Source organism: Streptomyces sp. CB02414 (assembly GCF_001905385.1).
Taxonomy (GTDB): domain Bacteria; phylum Actinomycetota; class Actinomycetes; order Streptomycetales; family Streptomycetaceae; genus Streptomyces.
This window is the reverse complement of record NZ_LIPF01000003.1, coordinates 273,553-289,511: the sequence shown is the minus strand read 5'-3', so window position 1 is coordinate 289,511 and position 15,959 is coordinate 273,553. Positions and strand designations below refer to the sequence as shown.

14 protein-coding genes are annotated in these 15,959 nt (G+C 72.5%); 7 read left to right on the top strand and 7 right to left on the bottom strand.

What is annotated here, in order from left to right; all coding sequences use genetic code 11:
* Nucleotides 1-18 precede the first annotated feature (18 nt).
* Complete coding sequence (locus tag AMK11_RS12315; protein ID WP_198941357.1) at nt 19-1,656, top strand: CocE/NonD family hydrolase; 1,638 nt, start codon at nt 19-21, stop codon at nt 1,654-1,656.
* On the opposite strand, the gene AMK11_RS12310 is transcribed toward AMK11_RS12315, so the two are convergent.
* From AMK11_RS12310 to pdhA, 4 genes are all read right to left on the bottom strand, one after another.
* Entirely contained in the window at nt 1,631-2,239 is a 609-nt protein-coding gene (locus tag AMK11_RS12310) for a hypothetical protein (protein ID WP_073726223.1), read from the bottom strand. The genes AMK11_RS12315 and AMK11_RS12310 overlap by 26 nt on opposite strands.
* A 190-nt stretch (nt 2,240-2,429) precedes the next feature.
* Nucleotides 2,430-3,860 carry a dihydrolipoamide acetyltransferase family protein gene (locus tag AMK11_RS12305; RefSeq protein ID WP_073726811.1) on the bottom strand — a complete coding sequence of 477 codons (1,431 nt, stop codon included), beginning with the start codon at nt 3,858-3,860 and terminating at the stop codon, nt 2,430-2,432.
* Between the two features lie 19 nt (nt 3,861-3,879).
* The gene (locus AMK11_RS12300) at nt 3,880-4,860 is read right to left on the bottom strand and encodes an alpha-ketoacid dehydrogenase subunit beta (protein WP_079187401.1); all 981 of its coding nucleotides are present in this window, start codon (nt 4,858-4,860) and stop codon (nt 3,880-3,882) included.
* A gap of 1 nt (nt 4,861) precedes the next feature.
* Nucleotides 4,862-6,097 carry a pyruvate dehydrogenase (acetyl-transferring) E1 component subunit alpha gene (gene pdhA, locus AMK11_RS12295; RefSeq protein ID WP_073726219.1) on the bottom strand — a complete coding sequence of 412 codons (1,236 nt, stop codon included), beginning with the start codon at nt 6,095-6,097 and terminating at the stop codon, nt 4,862-4,864.
* 323 nt (nt 6,098-6,420) lie between these two features.
* Here pdhA and AMK11_RS12290 point away from each other — a divergent pair, with 323 nt between their 5' ends.
* Both AMK11_RS12290 and AMK11_RS12285 read left to right on the top strand, forming a co-directional pair.
* Nucleotides 6,421-7,077, top strand: coding sequence for a response regulator (locus AMK11_RS12290; protein WP_073726217.1), 657 nt, complete (start codon nt 6,421-6,423; stop codon nt 7,075-7,077).
* Nucleotides 7,078-7,172: 95 nt separating this feature from the next.
* Nucleotides 7,173-7,580 carry a hypothetical protein gene (locus AMK11_RS12285; protein ID WP_073726215.1) on the top strand — a complete coding sequence of 136 codons (408 nt, stop codon included), beginning with the start codon at nt 7,173-7,175 and terminating at the stop codon, nt 7,578-7,580.
* A 79-nt stretch (nt 7,581-7,659) separates the two neighbouring features.
* On the opposite strand, the gene AMK11_RS12280 is transcribed toward AMK11_RS12285, so the two are convergent.
* Complete coding sequence (locus AMK11_RS12280) at nt 7,660-9,294, bottom strand: protein kinase domain-containing protein (RefSeq protein ID WP_073726213.1); 1,635 nt, start codon at nt 9,292-9,294, stop codon at nt 7,660-7,662.
* A gap of 347 nt (nt 9,295-9,641) precedes the next feature.
* Between AMK11_RS12280 and AMK11_RS12275 the strand changes: the two genes are divergently transcribed.
* Nucleotides 9,642-11,315: a protein kinase domain-containing protein gene (locus AMK11_RS12275; protein WP_073726211.1), complete on the top strand. Its 1,674-nt coding sequence runs from the start codon at nt 9,642-9,644 to the stop codon at nt 11,313-11,315.
* A 98-nt stretch (nt 11,316-11,413) separates the two neighbouring features.
* Here AMK11_RS12275 and AMK11_RS12270 read toward each other — a convergent pair whose 3' ends face one another.
* On the bottom strand, nt 11,414-11,953 hold the full coding sequence (locus AMK11_RS12270; RefSeq protein WP_073726209.1) for a bacterial proteasome activator family protein: 540 nt from the start codon (nt 11,951-11,953) through the stop codon (nt 11,414-11,416).
* A gap of 258 nt (nt 11,954-12,211) precedes the next feature.
* Between AMK11_RS12270 and AMK11_RS12265 the strand changes: the two genes are divergently transcribed.
* Nucleotides 12,212-12,913: a hypothetical protein gene (locus AMK11_RS12265; protein ID WP_073726207.1), complete on the top strand. Its 702-nt coding sequence runs from the start codon at nt 12,212-12,214 to the stop codon at nt 12,911-12,913.
* Between the two features lie 10 nt (nt 12,914-12,923).
* Here the strand turns inward: AMK11_RS12265 and AMK11_RS12260 are convergent, their stop codons facing one another.
* Entirely contained in the window at nt 12,924-13,904 is a 981-nt protein-coding gene (locus tag AMK11_RS12260; protein WP_073726205.1) for an NAD(P)H-quinone oxidoreductase, read from the bottom strand.
* A gap of 171 nt (nt 13,905-14,075) precedes the next feature.
* Between AMK11_RS12260 and AMK11_RS12255 the strand changes: the two genes are divergently transcribed.
* Together AMK11_RS12255 and AMK11_RS12250 are read left to right on the top strand one after the other, a co-directional pair.
* The gene (locus tag AMK11_RS12255) at nt 14,076-15,110 is read left to right on the top strand and encodes an ATP-binding cassette domain-containing protein (protein WP_073726203.1); all 1,035 of its coding nucleotides are present in this window, start codon (nt 14,076-14,078) and stop codon (nt 15,108-15,110) included.
* A complete protein-coding gene (locus tag AMK11_RS12250) occupies nt 15,107-15,955 on the top strand; it encodes an ABC transporter permease (protein WP_073726201.1) in 849 nt (282 codons plus the stop codon). Before AMK11_RS12255 ends, AMK11_RS12250 begins: the two co-directional genes overlap by 4 nt.
* Nucleotides 15,956-15,959 lie beyond the last annotated feature (4 nt).

The following is a 15,959-nucleotide window of genomic DNA, read 5'->3' as shown; positions in this document are numbered from 1 at the left end:
CCACTGGCCGCACGGATGATGCGGGCGACGTGGCGCGGCCTCCCGGCCCGGCTGTACGAGGCCGGGTGGGAACCGGGGCTGACGGTGCCGGCCGCCGACGGCAGCCCGCTGGTCACCGACCACTACTTCCCGCGGGCGGAAGGCGACTTCCCCACGCTCCTCGTGCGCTCGCCGTACGGCAGGGGGCTGCCGTGGTCACCGCAGTACGGGATGCTCTTCGCCGAGCAGGGATTCCACGTCGTCCTGCAGAGCTGCCGCGGCACCGGCGGGTCGGGCGGCACCTTCGACCTGTGGCGCAACGAGGCCGCCGACGGCCTGGCCACGGTGTCCTGGCTGCGCGCACAACCCTGGTTCGACGGGACCCTGGGGACCGTCGGACCCAGCTACCTGGGCTACGTCCAATGGGCCCTCGCCCTGGACCCGCCGCCGGAGCTGAAGGCCATGGTGGTGCAGGTCGGCCTGCACGACCCGCACGCCCTGTTCCACGCGGACGGCGCGCCGCGCCTGGAGAACGCCCTCGCCGTCGGTTCCGGCATGACCCACCAGCACCGGGGCATGGGGCCGTTCGTGCGGGCGACCCTGCGACTGCAGCGCCGCCTGCGGGAGGTCACCGAGGCACGGCCGCTGCGCGGGGCGTACGTGCGGGCCGTGGGCGGTGAAGTGCCCTGGCTGGACGAGGTGATGGCGCACCCGGACGCCAAGGACCCGTACTGGCGGGGGGCGTCGGTGGCCGCGGCGGCGGACGGGCTCGGCGTGCCCACGAGCCTGGTCACCGGATGGCACGACGCGCTCGTCGACCAGACCTTCGAGCAGTACGGCCGGCTGCGCCGGGCCGGGTGCGAGACCGCCCTGCTCGTCGGCCCGTGGACGCACACGTCCGCCCTCCAGCGGGGCTGGCCCGAGGTGTTCGCCGAGAGCCTCGCCTGGCTGCGCGCCCACCTCCAGGACGACCCCTCGGGACTCCGGCCCAGCCGGGTGCGCGTGCACGTCGGCGGCGAGGACGCCTGGCGGGACCTCGACGACTGGCCGTCGGACCCGGCCGCCGGCTCCTGGTTCGCCGCCGCCCGGGGGAGCCTCACCCGGCGGGCTCCCGCGGACCGCGCCGAGCTCACGTCCTTCCGCTACGACCCGGAGGACCCCACCCCGTCCCTCGGCGGCCCCCTGCTCTCCGGTACCGCCGGGCCCCGCGACAACGCCGCCCTGGAGGCCCGGGACGACGTACTGACGTTCACCGGTCCCCCGCTGACCGAGCCCGTGGACGTCCTCGGGCCGGTCGCCGCCCGGCTGACCGTCTCCACGGACACCGGGCACGCCGACGTCTTCACCCGCCTGTGCGACGTGGACCCGCAGGGCCGGTCCGTCAACGTCTGCGACGGCCTGGGCAGGGTGCGGACGGAAGGTGACGAGCCGTCGCACGTCACCGTGCCGATGAGCTCCACCGCCCACCGCTTCGCGGCCGGTCACCGCATACGCTGGCAGATCAGCGGTGGCGCCCATCCGAGCTACGCCCGCAACCCCGGTACCGGTCAGTCAGCACTGGACGCCACCGCCTTCACGCCGGTGCGCATCACGCTCCACACGGACTCGGCGCTGCTGCTCCCGACGCGGGACGACGGGGCCGGGGAGACGGTCACGGGGACTCCGCCCGCTCCCTGAGCGCCCGCACGAAGGCGTCCGGTCTGTCGGCGGACACGTAGACGGTGTCGACGGTGACGGCGTCACCGGTGCCGAGATCCATCGGCACCGGCGGGTCGAGGCGCAGCCGGACACTGGTCGTGCCGCCGAGTGCGCAGGCGACGGCGGCCGGCTCGGCGGGCACCCGGCGCAGGCCGCGGCCGGGGATCGTCCGCAGGGCGAGGGCCGCCGAGCGCACCGCCGTACGCGGCAGGGCGAGGCTTCCCATGAAGCCGGTGCGCAGGACGACCCGGGACGCGGTGACCGTGTGCGGGTTCCGGGCGAGCGCCGCCAGGACGCCGAACCCGGTGAGGACGAGGGCGGCTTCCAGCAGCGCGTGGAACGGCCGGGCCGGCGGCGGCAGGATCCCGGAGAGGAGGAAGGCCACCGGGATCTCGGTGAGCGTCAGGGCCAGGACCATGGCGCGCAGTTCGGAGGAATGGCGCATCGCCGTCGTTCCCGGCGCGGTGTGAGCCGGCGGGCGCCGGGTGACGGCGGCGAGGAGGGACCGGTACAGGATGTGCGCCCGTCGGCGCACCGGCGGCTTCGGGGTCACCTCGGGCACGGCTCCTCCGACCTCCTGACCGGCGGGTGGAACGGGCGGCCGGCCGGCCCCTTGGTCCAGCTTCGGCCGCCGGGGTCACCGGGACCAGTGACATACGTCATCGACGGGCCGGGAACGACGGAGCCGCGCGCCCCCGGCGGGACGCGCGGCTCCGTCTCTCGTGTTGACCCGTGTTGTCCGGTCCGGTGGATCAGGCCCAGGTGAGCAGACGCTTCGGCTGCTCCAGGATCGCCGCGACGTCGGCGAGGACCTTGGAACCCAGCTCGCCGTCGACCAGGCGGTGGTCGAAGCTCAGCGCCAGGGTGGTCACCTGACGCGGCTTCACCTTGCCCTTGTGCACCCACGGCTGGAGCTTGATGGCACCGACCGCGAGGATCGCGGACTCGCCCGGGTTGAGGATCGGCGTGCCGGTGTCGACGCCGAAGACGCCGACGTTGGTGATGGTCACCGTGCCGCCCTGCATGGCGGCCGGGGAGGTCTTGCCCTCCCGGGCCGTCGAGACCAGCTCGCCCAGGGACTCGGCCAGCTGCGGGAGCGTCTTGGCGTGGGCGTCCTTGATGTTCGGGACGATCAGGCCGCGCGGGGTCGCGGCGGCGATGCCCAGGTTGACGTAGTGCTTGACCACGATCTCCTGCGCCGCCTCGTCCCAGGAGGCGTTGACGTCCGGATTACGCCGGATCGCCACCAGCAGGGCCTTGGAGATGAGCAGGAGCGGGTTCACCCGCAGGCCCGCGAACTCCTTGTCCTGCTTGAGCTCCTCGACCAGCTTCATCGTGCGCGTCACGTCGACCGTCACGAACTCGGTCACGTGCGGCGCGGTGAACGCCGAGCCGACCATCGCCGCCGCCGTCGCCTTGCGCACGCCCTTGACCGGGACGCGGGTCTCGCGCGCCGTGTCGTACGACACCGCCGCCGGGGCGGGGGAGGGGGCCGCGGAGGCGGCGGGGGCCCGGTCGGCCGGTGCCGCCTGCGGTTCGGCGGCCTGCGTGGCGGCGACCGCCGCGTGCACGTCCTCGCGGGTGACGACGCCGTCCGGGCCGGTCGGGGTGACCGTGGCCAGGTCGACGCCGAGGTCCTTGGCGAGCTTGCGCACCGGGGGCTTGGCGAGCGGGCGCTCGCGGGTGGCCGGCGCGGCCGGACCGTGGCCGTTCATCTCGGCCTGGATCGCGGCGGACGCCGCCGGTGCCTCCTGGGCCGGGACCTGGGCGCCCTTGCGGGGGCGGCGACGGGTCGAGGAGGTGGACACCCCGTACCCGACCAGGACCGGCTGGCGGGCCTCGGGCTTCTTCTCCTCCGCGGCGCCGGTCGCCGCGGCCGGTGCGGCGGCCGTCTCCTCGACGGCCTCCTGTGCCGGTTCCGCCGCGGCCCCGCCGCCGACGGCGACCGCGATGATCGACGTGCCCACGTCGACCGTGGTGCCCTCGGGGAAGTGCAGCTCGCGCACCACACCGTCGTAGGGGATGGGCAGTTCGACGGCGGCCTTCGCCGTCTCGACCTCGCACACCACCTGGCCGTCGGTGACCGTGTCACCGGGCTGTACGTACCACTTGAGGATCTCGGCCTCGGTGAGTCCCTCGCCCACGTCGGGCATCTTGAACTCGCGCACGGACCCTTCAGTCATCGTCGTCACGACCCTCTCCTCAGTACGCCAGCGAGCGGTCGACGGCGTCCAGCACCCGGTCCAGGTCCGGCAGGTACTCCTCCTCCAGACGCGCCGGTGGATACGGCGCGTGGTAGCCGCCGACCCTCAGGACCGGGGCCTCCAGGTGGTAGAAGCAGCGCTCCGTGATCCGGGCCGCGATCTCCGCGCCCGAACCCAGGAACACCGGCGCCTCGTGGACCACGACCAGGCGGCGGGTCTTCTCCGCCGAGGCCTGGATCGTGTCGAAGTCGACCGGGGAGATCGAGCGCAGGTCCACGACCTCCAGGGACCGGCCCTCCTCGGCCGCCGCGTCCGCGACCTCCTGGCAGAGCTTCACCATCGGCCCGTACGCGGCCAGCGTGAGGTCGGTGCCCTCGCGCACCACCCGCGCGGCGTGCAGCGGGCCCGGGATCGCCTCGGCGTCGACCTCGGCCTTGTCCCAGTACCGGCGCTTGGGCTCGAAGTAGATCACCGGGTCGTCGCTCTGGATGGCCTGCTGCATCATCCAGTAGGCGTCCGCCGCGTTCGACGGGGAGACCACCTTCAGGCCGGCGACGTGCGCGAACAGCGCCTCCGGGGACTCGGAGTGGTGCTCGACCGCGCCGATGCCGCCGCCGTAGGGGATGCGGATGACGACCGGCATCTTGACCTTGCCCAGCGAGCGGGCGTGCATCTTGGCCAGCTGCGTGACGATCTGGTCGTAGGCCGGGAAGACGAAGCCGTCGAACTGGATCTCCACCACCGGCCGGTACCCGCGCAGGGCCAGGCCGATGGCGGTGCCGACGATGCCGGACTCGGCCAGCGGGGTGTCGATGACCCGGTCCTCGCCGAAGTCCTTCTGCAGGCCGTCGGTGACCCGGAAGACGCCGCCGAGCTTGCCGACGTCCTCGCCCATGATCAGGACCTTGGGGTCCGCCTCCAGCGCGCGGCGCAGCGACTCGTTGATCGCCTTGGCCAGCGCCATTTTTTCGGCTGCCATGTCAGACCCCCTCGGCCTCTGCGAACGACGCCTGGTAGGCGGCGAACTGGGCCCGCTCCTCGTCGACGAGCGCGTGCCCGTCCGCGTACACGTTCTCGAAGATGGCGAAACGGTCCGGGTCCGGCATGGCACGGACCACTTCGCGCACTCGTTTGCCCAACGCCTCGCTCTCCGCCTCCAGTTCCGCGAAAAATCCCTCGTCCGCGTGGTTTGCGGACTCCAGGAAGCGGCGAAGGCGCAGGATCGGGTCCTTGGCCTCCCAGGCGGCGCGCTCGTCGTCGTGCCGGTAGCGCGAGGGGTCGTCCGAGGTGGTGTGGGCGCCCATGCGGTACGTGTACGCCTCGATCAGCGCCGGTCCCTCACCACGCCGGGCACGGTCCAGGGCCCAGCGGGTGACCGCGAGGGAGGCGAGGACGTCGTTGCCGTCGACGCGGACGCCGGGGAAGCCGAAGCCCTGGGCGCGCTGGTACAGCGGCACCCGGGTCTGCTTCTCGTTGGACTCGGAGATCGCCCACTGGTTGTTCTGGCAGAAGAACACCACGGGGGCGTTGTAGACAGCGGCGAAGTTGAACGCCTCGCTGACGTCGCCCTGGCTGGAGGCGCCGTCGCCGAAGTACGCGATCACGCCCGAGTCCGCGCCGTCCTTGGCGACGCCCATGGCGTAGCCGGTGGCGTGCAGCGCCTGGGAGCCGATGACGATCGTGTAGAGGTGGAAGTTGTTGCTGTTCGGGTCCCAGCCGCCGTTGTTCACGCCGCGGAACATGCCGAGGAGGTTGGTCGGGTCGACGCCGCGGCACCAGGCGACGCCGTGCTCGCGGTAGGTCGGGAACACGTAGTCGTCGTCCCGGGTGGCCCGGCCGGAGCCGATCTGGGCGGCCTCCTGGCCCAGCAGCGAGGCCCACAGACCCAGCTCGCCCTGGCGCTGCAGGGCGGTGGCCTCGGCGTCGAAGCGCCGGGTGAGCACCATGTCGCGGTACAGGCCGCGCAGCTCGTCGGGGGTGATGTCGGCGACGTACTGGGCGTACTCGGCGTACGTCGCGTCCTCGACCCGCTCGCCCTCGGGCGTCAGCAGCTGCACCAGCTCCGTCTCGGAGCCCTTCGCTGCGGCGGTGCCGGTCTTGCGGGTGGTGCGGGTGGTGCGCTTGGCGCCGGTGGTGCCGGCCTTGCCGCCGGTCGTACCGGCCGCCTTGCTTCCGGCGCTGCGTCGCGGCTTGCGCGCGGCAGTGCTCTCGGTCACGTGTGCTCCTCCGTCGGTCCGGCCCCCGGGTTCGCCGGAAGCCAGTGCGGCTCACCTGCGGCCCGGCGGACGCACAAGGGTGGGTGCGGCCCGTTCGGGAACAGGCGTGACAGGTGCCCCGGCGAGCGCCCTGCGAACAGCACGTTACCCAGTGCTCCACATTTCTGTGAAACCCCTCCTGACCTGCGTTTTTACTCGGATTTCCAAGTAAATCGGCGAAGTGTGGAAGTTTTACTGGTCACAGCCTCGCAGGGGGCCGGAACAACGGCACGTTATCCCGGCCACCCCGGGCACGGGAAGAGTCGGTGTGTGAGACTGACCGCGTGCGCGAAGACGGAAAAATCCGGGTATTCCTCCTCGACGACCACGAGGTCGTGCGCCGCGGGGTGCACGATCTGCTCTCGGGCGAGCCCGACATCGAGGTGGTGGGCGAGGCCGGTACGGCGGCCGACGCGCTGGCCCGGGTCCCGGCCGCCCGTCCCGACGTCGCGGTGCTGGACGTCCGGCTGCCCGACGGCAGCGGCGTGGAGGTCTGCCGCGAGATCCGCTCCCGAGACGAGTCCGTCCGGTGCCTCGTGCTGACCTCCTTCGCGGACGACGAGGCCCTCTTCGACGCGATCATGGCGGGCGCCTCCGGGTACGTCCTCAAGGACATCCGGGGCGCCGAGCTGCTGGGCGCCGTCCGGGAGGTGGCCGCGGGCAAGTCGCTGCTCGACCCGGCGGCCACCGCGCGGGTGCTGGAGCGGCTGCGCGACGGCGGCACCCGCACCGACGACCGGCTCGCCCGCCTCACCGAGCAGGAACGGCGCATCCTGGAGCTGATCGGCGAGGGGATGACCAACCGCGCGATCGGCGAGCGGCTGCACCTCGCCGAGAAGACGATCAAGAATTACGTGTCGAGTCTGCTGGCCAAACTCGGAATGCAGCGGCGTTCCCAGGCGGCGGCTTTCGTGGCCCGGTTGCAGGCCGAGAACCGCTGAGCACCGGGGACGGGCCTTTATTCGGGACTTACGTCCCTTCATGCGGGGGCGGGCGACTCTGTTCCCCTTTCCGTCCGCCCGCGCACAGTGGGCACATGCCCTCCGACGCACAGCTCGCCGTCGGCCTGCTCGGCCGCACCGCCTATGGCCGGGCGGCCACGACCATGCGCGCCCTGCCCTTCCTCGCCACCGCGCGGCACATCGTGGCCGACGGCCGGGTCCTGCTGCGCATGCCGAGGAGCTGCGGGTACCACCAGGTGTGCGCCGGGAGCGTGGTGGCGTACGGCGCGGACAACCTCGGCTCGGCCGCGCCCGGTGAGAGCCTGTGGACCGTGCAGGTCGTGGGCCGGTGCGAGACCCACGAACCGAGCGCCGCCGAGGTCGACCGGTTCGGTCCGGCGCCGGGCCGGGTGGACGGTGAGCCGTTCGAGCCGGTCTATCTGCGGATCGAGCCGGGGTTCGGGTCGGTGCACGTGACGGAGGGGCCGGCCGGGGTGCTGTGACGGCCGGTGGGGCGGCCGGGAACGCGACGCGCGCGTGAAGCCCGGTTCGGGCCGCACGCGCGCGTGGGGGTCGTTTCGGTCAGCCGCCTTCGCCGGCCGGAGGGCTCGCGCCACCGGTGGGCTCGCCACCACCGCCGCCGGTCGGCTCACCGCCGGTCCCACCGGTCGGTTCACCACCACCGTCCGACGGCTCGCCACCATCGTCCGACGGCTCACCGCCACCGTCCGTCGGCGCGGACGGCCCCGTCTGACCGTCGGTCGGCTCCCCGGACGGCTCCCCCGACGCGCTCTCGGACGGCGTGTACGACGGCGTGTACGGCTCGTCGTCCCAGTCCCCGCCGGTGCCCCCGCTGCCGTTGTTCCGGTCCGTCTCCGGGTCGGTGTTCTCCTGCGTCTCCTCGTCGCTCGGCGAGGGGCTGGAGGACTCGCTGTCGGTGCTCTGCGAGGTGGACGCCGTCGGACTGTTGTCCGTCTTCGTGCCGCCCTTCTCGCCCCCGCCGTTGTTCATGGCCAGCGCGACGCCCGCAGCGATGGCGATCACCGCCAGGACGGCCAGGATCCACAGCTTGCCGCGGCCGCTGCCCCTGTTGCCGTGGCCCTCGAAACCGCCGTCGTCGCCCCCGCCGTAGCCGTTCGGCAGGATCTGCTGGGGGATCTGCTGGGTGCCGGAGGCGCCGTGGTCGGGGTGCGGCAGCACCGTCGTGCCCGCGAGGCCGGCCGCCGGGGTGTGCCGGCCGTCGTGCGCGGCGACCGGGCCGGTGTTCCAGGTGCCGGTGTGACCGCCCTGCTCGTACAGCATCTGCAGCCCGTACTGGACCAGGCCGCGCATCTCCTCGGCGGTCTGGAAGCGGTCGTCGGGCTCCTTGGCCAGCGAGCGCATCACCAGTCCGTCGAGCTCCGGCGGGCAGGCGTCGGAGGCCTCGGACGGCGGGGTCGGGATGTCCTGGACATGCTGGTAGACCACCGACAGCGGGGTCTCGCCGGTGAACGGTGGGCGCAGCGCGAGGAGTTCGTAGAGCAGGCAGCCCGTCGCGTACAGGTCGGAGCGGTGGTCGACGGCCTTGCCGAGGGCCTGCTCCGGGGAGAGGTACTGCGGGGTGCCCATGACCATGCCGGTCTGCGTCATCGTCGTGGACGCGCCGTGCAGGGCGCGGGCGATGCCGAAGTCCATCACCTTCACCGCGCCGTTGTTGGTGATGATGACGTTGGCGGGCTTGATGTCGCGGTGCACGATGCCGTGCTGGTGCGAGTAGGCCAGCGCCTCCAGGACGCCGGAGACGATGATCAGCGCCTGCTCGGGGCCGGGCGCCTCGGCGTTGAGGAGGAGGTCGCGGATGGTGCGGCCCTCGACGATCTCCATCACGATGTACGGCACGGACTGGCCGCCGACGAAGTCCTCGCCGGAGTCGTAGACGGCCACGATGGCGTGGTGGTTGAGCCCGGCCACCGACTGCGCCTCGCGCGTGAAGCGGGCCTTGGAGACCGGGTCCTCGGCGAGGTCGGCGCGCAGCAGCTTGACCGCCACGGTGCGTCCGAGGCGGACGTCCTCGGCGGCGAACACCTCGGCCATGCCGCCCCGCCCGAGCCTCCGGGTCAGCCGGTACCGGCCGTCGCCGACCAGGCCGCCGTTGCCCCAGTTCTCCGGCGCTTCAGACATACCGCCGCCAGATGCCTCGGGTTCGGACGGGCCCTGGGCGCGCTGCTGCTGTGCCATCAGTCCTCGCCGTCGTTTCTGCCCGCGGTGCGCGCGGTGTTGTTACGGTCTCCGTCGGCCACGCTACAGCCTCCGCGCAAGCCTCTGGTCCGAGACGGGCTGCCGGGACCGGCATCGAGACGGACCGGTCATGAAACCCTGGTTCCGCGCCGCCGTGCAAATTCTGTGTACCGGCGGTACGCCGGCTGTAACGCTTCCGCGACGCTTCTTTCGCGTACGGTCACGGAACGGGCACCGCGCTTGACGTGTCAGTGCCCTCGGGCAGACTTGGCCGGGAATAGCACTTTCGATCACGAAGCGTGCGTGCCGCCGCCAACGGCACCGACGCCTATGGGGGACGCAGACACATGAGCCAGGACGCCGGACAGGGCCGGTACGCGGGGCGCGCGCTCGCCGGCGGCCGCTACCAGCTGCGCGACTTGCTCGGCGAGGGCGGCATGGCCTCGGTGCACCTGGCGTACGACTCGGTGCTGGACCGGCAGGTCGCGATCAAGACGCTCCACACGGAGCTGGGCCGGGAACAGGCATTCCGCGAGCGCTTCCGCCGCGAGGCCCAGGCAGTGGCCAAGCTCACGCACACCAACATCGTCTCCGTCTTCGACACCGGCGAGGACGACCTCGGCGGCATGACGACGCCGTACATCGTCATGGAGTACGTCGAGGGCCGGCCGCTCGGCTCGGTGCTCGACGAGGACGTCCGGCAGCAGGGCGCGATGCCCGCCGACAAGGCGCTGAAGATCACCGCTGACGTGCTGGCCGCGCTGGAGATCAGCCACGAGATGGGCCTGGTCCACCGCGACATCAAGCCGGGCAACGTCATGATGACCAAGCGCGGCGTGGTCAAGGTCATGGACTTCGGCATCGCCCGCGCCATGCAGTCCGGCGTGACGTCGATGACGCAGACCGGCATGGTCGTCGGCACCCCGCAGTACCTCTCGCCGGAACAGGCCCTCGGCCGCGGCGTGGACGCCCGTTCCGACCTCTACTCGGTCGGCATCATGCTCTTCCAGCTGGTCACCGGGCGCCTCCCGTTCGACGCGGACTCGCCGCTGGCCATCGCGTACGCGCACGTGCAGGAGGAGCCGGTCGCTCCGTCCTCGGTCAACCGCGCGCTGCCCCCGGCCGTCGACGCCCTGGTGGCCCGCGCGCTGAAGAAGAACCCCAACGAGCGCTTTCCCAGCGCCGAGGCCATGCGCGACGAGTGCCTGCGGGTGGCGGCCTCCTTCCAGGCGGCCGCGCCGAACATCGTGCCCGGCGCGCAGACCTCCAGCGGCGCGGGCGTCGGCTCCGCGGTGTTCCCGCCGGTCGACCAGAGCACCCCGGCGCCGACGGGCCCGGTCCAGACGCCGTACCAGCCGACGCCGAACCCGGGCCCCAACCCGTACGGCACGCCCGCCCCCACGCCCTCGCCGGCGTACGGCTACCCGCAGCAGGGCGGCTACCAGGCCCCGGCCGCGTCGCCGTACGCGCAGCAGCAGCACCCGCAGGGCGCGCACACCCCGCCGCCGTACAACCTCACGCCCTCCGCGCCGGCCTCGGGTTCCGGGGGCGGCCGCAAGAACAGCAAGATGATGGTCGTCGGCGCGATCGCGGTCGCCGTCCTGGTCGTCGGCGGCCTGATCGGCGCGCTGGCCATGGACGACGGCGGGGAGGACCCTCAGGGCAAGGGCGGGGACACCACCGCGAGCGGCTCCCCGTCACCGTCGAGGGCGGAGGGCTACCGCGGGCCGGACAAGACGAAGACCATCGAGAAGGACGAGTGCACGGAGCCTCAGGAGTCGTACAACGACCCTGACAAGATCAAGGTGCCGGACTTCACCTTCAAGTACATCGGCTCGGTCAAGGAGTGCTTCCAGGCCGCCGGCTGGTCGATGGAGGTCGTCGAGGTCGACGAGAACACCTACGGCGAGGGTTCGGTCCGGGACCAGTTCCCCGTGGCCGGTACGGACGTCGACCCCGACCCCGACAAGATGCCGACGATCCAGCTCAAGGTGTCGACGGGCAACCCGCCGTCCTCCTGATCAGGCGCTGATCGCACACGCGCGACGAAGGGCCCGGCGGCCGGTGCCGCCGGGCCCTTCGCGTCGTCGTCGGGGCGTTCGCTGACGTTCTCCGGGTCCTACAGGTAGGGGCCGCCGGAGCGGCCGCCGGGGTGCGGCTCCTCGCCCTCCGGGGCGGCGCCCGGCGGCAGCGCCCGGCGCATCTGCTCCAGCTGGGCCCGCGCGGCCATCTGCTGGGCGAACAGCGTGGTCTGGATGCCGTGGAAGAGGCCCTCCAGCCAGCCGACCAGCTGTGCCTGGGCGATCCGGAGTTCCGCGTCGGTCGGGGTCGCGTCGTCCGTGAACGGCAGGGACAGCCGCTCCAGCTCCTCGACCAGCTCAGGGGCCAGTCCGTCCTCCAGCTCCTTCACCGAACTGGCGTGGATCTCCTTGAGCCGGGCCCGGCTCGCCTCGTCCAGGGGCGCGACACGCACCTCCTCCAGCAGCTGCTTGATCATGCTGCCGATCCGCATCACCTTGGCAGGCTGCTCCACCTGCTCGGTCACCGGAATCTCCCGGGGGTCGTCGTCTCCCCCGCCGCCGCTGAGCGCCATTCCGTCCTGGCCGACGACCAGGATCTGAGGGTTCTCCGGCGACCTGTCGTTCCTCGGCATCTCCATGCCGCCATTCTCTCGCACCCGTACGGCTCGACAGGGTGGTGCCCCCGCATTCGGGGTCGCCCGGAATGCCGGGAACGCCAAGCGATGTGAGGCTTGTTCCGTCGAACTCATCACCGGGAGGGGGTCACGGGCGTGAATCCATGGCTGCGCTCTGTGCGAGCGACGGGGCTGGTGGGGGTGCTGGGGGTGGGTGCGCTGGTGTCACCGTGCGGGGCGGGAGCGGCGTACGGCACCGGGTTCGCGGGGTCAGGGGCCGCCGTGGCGCCGTCCCCCTCGGTCCCGGCCGCGGCCCCGGGGAAGGCGGCCGCTCCGGGCAGGTCTTCCGGGCCGGACGGCTCCAAGGACGACGGTCCCGGGGGGAAGGGGGCCGAGGAGAGCGGGCCCAAGGAAGACGGCCCCGAGGGGGACGGCTCCGAGGAGAACGGTTCCCAGAGGGACGAGCGCCCCCGGGGGCAGAACGGTCATGACGGCCCCGGGGGTCCGGGCGCCGGTCCCGCCGCCGACGACGCCGAGGAGGCGGGGCCCGGCGACGGGCCGGGCTCCTCGGCGTCGTCGGGCAGTGCGGGGCGCGGTACCGCTTCAGCCTCCCCGTCGTCCTCGGCGTCCGCCGCCGCCACGGCCGACCCGGAGCCCTCCCGGGCGGGGAGCCGTCCGGGTGAGGGGCGGCAGCGGCCCGGGCGACCCGAGGGTCCCGGGCCGGAGCGGGACGACGCGGACGACGACGGCGGCCTGCGGGCGGAGGACGAGGGCGGGGATCCGGCCGACGACGTGGCCGGTGCCGTGCCGTCCCGGGAAGCCGGCCCGGTCCCCTCCGCGTCCCCGGCCGGCCGGCAGGCCGGCGCGCACACCGACCAGGCCGCCGGGGGCGTACCGCAGGTCCTGCCGCTGGGCACCGGCCTGGTCCTGGTCGGCCTGGGGCTGGCCCTCGCCTTCGTCGGCCTCCGCCTGCGGCGCGGCTGAACCGCCGCCGCTACGAGGTGACCAGCAGGACCTTGCCGATGTGCCCGCTCTCCTCCACGACCCGGTGGGCGCCCGGGGCGTCGCTCATCGGGAGCTCACGGTCCACGACCGGGCGGACGTGACCCCCGGCCAGCAGCGGCCAGACGTGCTCGCGGACGGCCGCCACGATCGCCGCCTTCTCCTCCAGGGGGCGGGCGCGCAGCGAGGTCGCGCTGACGGCGGCGCGCTTGGCGAGGAGCGCGCCGATGTTGAGCTCGCCCTTCCGGCCGCCCTGCATGCCGATGATGGCGAGGCGGCCGTTGACGGCGAGCGCCTGGACGTTGCGGTCCAGGTACTTGGCGCCCATGTTGTCGAGGATGACGTCCGCGCCCGCACCACCGGTGGCGTCCTTCACCTCGGCGACGAAGTCCTGCTCCCGGTAGTTGATCAGGATGTCGGCGCCCAGTTCGGCGCAGCGCTCCAGCTTCTCCTTGGTGCCCGCCGTCACCGCGACCTTCGCGCCGACGGCCTTGGCCAGCTGGATCGCCATGGTGCCGATGCCGCTGGAGCCGCCGTGCACGAGGAGCGTCTCGCCGGGGCGGAGGTGGGCCACCATGAAGACGTTCGACCAGACGGTGCAGACCACCTCGGGCAGCGCGGCCGCCTCCTTCAGGCCGACGCCGTCCGGCACCGGCAGCAGCTGACCGGCCGGGACGGCGACCTTCTGGGCGTAGCCGCCGCCCGCGAGCAGGGCGCACACCTCGTCGCCGACGGACCAGCCGGACACCCCGGGACCGAGCGCGGCGACACGCCCGGAGCACTCCAGGCCGGGGTAGGGGGAGGAGCCCGGCGGGGGGTCGTAGAAGCCCTGGCGCTGCATGATGTCGGCGCGGTTGACGGCACTGGCCACCACCTCGACCAGGACCTCGCCCTCGCCGGGCACCGGGTCGGGGACCTCGGTCCAGGTCAGCGCCTCGGGGCCACCGGGTTCGGAAATCGTGATCGCATGCATGGGGGCGACGCTACTCCTCCGCCCCTGGCCGGGCCTCTGTGCCCGGGTCCGTGGTCGGAGCGCCCTGCGACTTTGGGACCGTCCGTGGGAAAAACCCTGTGCGCGACCGATGAATTCGCGCGACGGTAAAGGTCTTCCCATGCGTAGTCCAAGAACGCGGAAGGACCATCGATGAGCACGCACACGTCCGGACTCGCGATCGAGACCACGGGCCTGGTGAAGACGTTCGGCGAGACCCGGGCCGTGGACGGCGTCGACCTCGCCGTCCCCGCCGGCACCGTCTACGGCGTCCTCGGGCCGAACGGCGCCGGCAAGACCACCACGGTGAAGATGCTCGCCACCCTCCTGCGGCCGGACGGCGGCCAGGCCCGCGTCTTCGGCCGCGACGTCGTCCGCGAGGCGGACGAGGTGCGCAGCCGGGTGAGCCTCACCGGGCAGTACGCGTCCGTGGACGAGGACCTCACCGGCACCGAGAACCTGATCCTGCTGGGCCGGCTCCTCGGTCACGGCAAGACGGCCGCGCGACAGCGCGGCGAGCAGCTGCTGGAGGCCTTCGGGCTGACCGACGCGGCGGCCAGGCAGGTCAAGCACTACTCGGGCGGCATGCGGCGGCGCATCGACATCGCCGCGTCCATCCTCAACACGCCCGACCTGCTCTTCCTCGACGAGCCGACCACCGGCCTCGACCCGCGCAGCCGCAACCAGGTGTGGGACATCGTGCGCGCGGTCGTCGCCCAGGGCACGACCGTGCTGCTGACCACGCAGTACCTGGACGAGGCCGACCAGCTGGCCTCCCGGATCGCCGTCATCGACAAGGGACGAGTGATCGCCGAGGGCACCAAGGGCGAGCTGAAGGCGTCCGTCGGGGCCGGGTCGGTGCACCTGCGGCTGCGGGACCCGGACCAGCGGCCGGAGGCCGAGCGGCTGCTGCGGGACCTGCTGGTCGCCGAGGTGCAGCTGGAACCCGACCCGGTGGCGCTGACCGCACGGCTCGGGGTGACGGCCGGCGACGCCGCCGCCGACCAGGCCGCCAAGGCGCTCGGCGAGCTGACGCGGGCCGGCATCACCGTCGACAACTTCTCCCTGGGCCAGCCCAGCCTCGACGAGGTCTTCCTGGCCCTGACCGGGCACGACACCGGCCAGGGCGGCGACGACGCCACCGGAGCCGGCCCCGACACCGACACGAAGGACGAGGTGGCGGCATGAGCACGGCCACGAGCACCGAGAGCAAGGAGCTCTCCGCGGTCAGCACCGAGTCGCTGGCGGCCCTGCTGGTCGCCAAGGAGCGGCCGCCGCGGCCCAGCGCCCTGTCGACCTCGCTGACGTTCGGCTGGCGCGCGATCCTCAAGATCAAGCACGTGCCGGAGCAGCTCTTCGACGTCACCGCCTTCCCGATCATGAACCTGCTGATGTTCACGTACCTCTTCGGCGGTGCGCTGGCGGGCTCGCCCAGTGACTACATCCAGTTCGTGCTGCCGGGCATCCTCGTGATGTCGGTCGTCATGATCACGATGTACACCGGGGTCTCGGTCAACATCGACATCGAGAAGGGCGTCTTCGACCGGTTCCGCTCGCTGCCCATCTGGCGGCCCTCGGCGATGGTCGGCTACCTGCTCGGCGACGCGCTGCGCTACACGATCGCGTCCGTGATCATGCTCGTCGTGGGCCTGCTCCTCGGCTACCGGCCCGACGGAGGGTTCGGCGGTGTGGTCGCCGGGATCGCGCTGCTGCTGCTCTTCTCGTTCGCGTTCTCGTGGATCTGGACGATGTTCGGGCTGATGCTGCGCACCGAGAAGTCGGTGATGAGCGTCAGCATGATGGTGATCTTCCCGCTCACCTTCCTCTCCAACGTCTTCGTCGACCCCAAGACGATGCCGGGCTGGCTGCAGGCGTTCGTCAACAACAGCCCCATCACCCACCTGGCGTCCGCGGTGCGCGGGCTGATGGCGGGAGAGTGGCCCGGCGCGGAGATCGCCTGGACGCTGGGCTGGGCCGGCGTGCTGCTGCTGGTCTTCGGCCCGATCACCATGCGGCTGTACAACCGCAAGTGACCCG

What these genes read in the sequence shown, in the direction of transcription:
- AMK11_RS12315 (WP_198941357.1), top strand. Translation starts at nt 19, where the DNA reads ATGCGGGCGACGTGGCGCGGCCTCCCGGCCCGGCTGTACGAGGCCGGG.
- AMK11_RS12305 (WP_073726811.1), bottom strand. Translation starts at nt 3,860, where the DNA reads ATGACTGAAGGGTCCGTGCGCGAGTTCAAGATGCCCGACGTGGGCGAG.
- AMK11_RS12300 (WP_079187401.1), bottom strand. Translation starts at nt 4,860, where the DNA reads ATGGCAGCCGAAAAAATGGCGCTGGCCAAGGCGATCAACGAGTCGCTG.
- AMK11_RS12285 (WP_073726215.1), top strand. Translation starts at nt 7,173, where the DNA reads ATGCCCTCCGACGCACAGCTCGCCGTCGGCCTGCTCGGCCGCACCGCC.
- AMK11_RS12280 (WP_073726213.1), bottom strand. Translation starts at nt 9,294, where the DNA reads ATGGCACAGCAGCAGCGCGCCCAGGGCCCGTCCGAACCCGAGGCATCT.
- AMK11_RS12275 (WP_073726211.1), top strand. Translation starts at nt 9,642, where the DNA reads ATGAGCCAGGACGCCGGACAGGGCCGGTACGCGGGGCGCGCGCTCGCC.
- AMK11_RS12270 (WP_073726209.1), bottom strand. Translation starts at nt 11,953, where the DNA reads ATGGAGATGCCGAGGAACGACAGGTCGCCGGAGAACCCTCAGATCCTG.
- AMK11_RS12260 (WP_073726205.1), bottom strand. Translation starts at nt 13,904, where the DNA reads ATGCATGCGATCACGATTTCCGAACCCGGTGGCCCCGAGGCGCTGACC.
- AMK11_RS12255 (WP_073726203.1), top strand. Translation starts at nt 14,076, where the DNA reads ATGAGCACGCACACGTCCGGACTCGCGATCGAGACCACGGGCCTGGTG.
- AMK11_RS12250 (WP_073726201.1), top strand. Translation starts at nt 15,107, where the DNA reads ATGAGCACGGCCACGAGCACCGAGAGCAAGGAGCTCTCCGCGGTCAGC.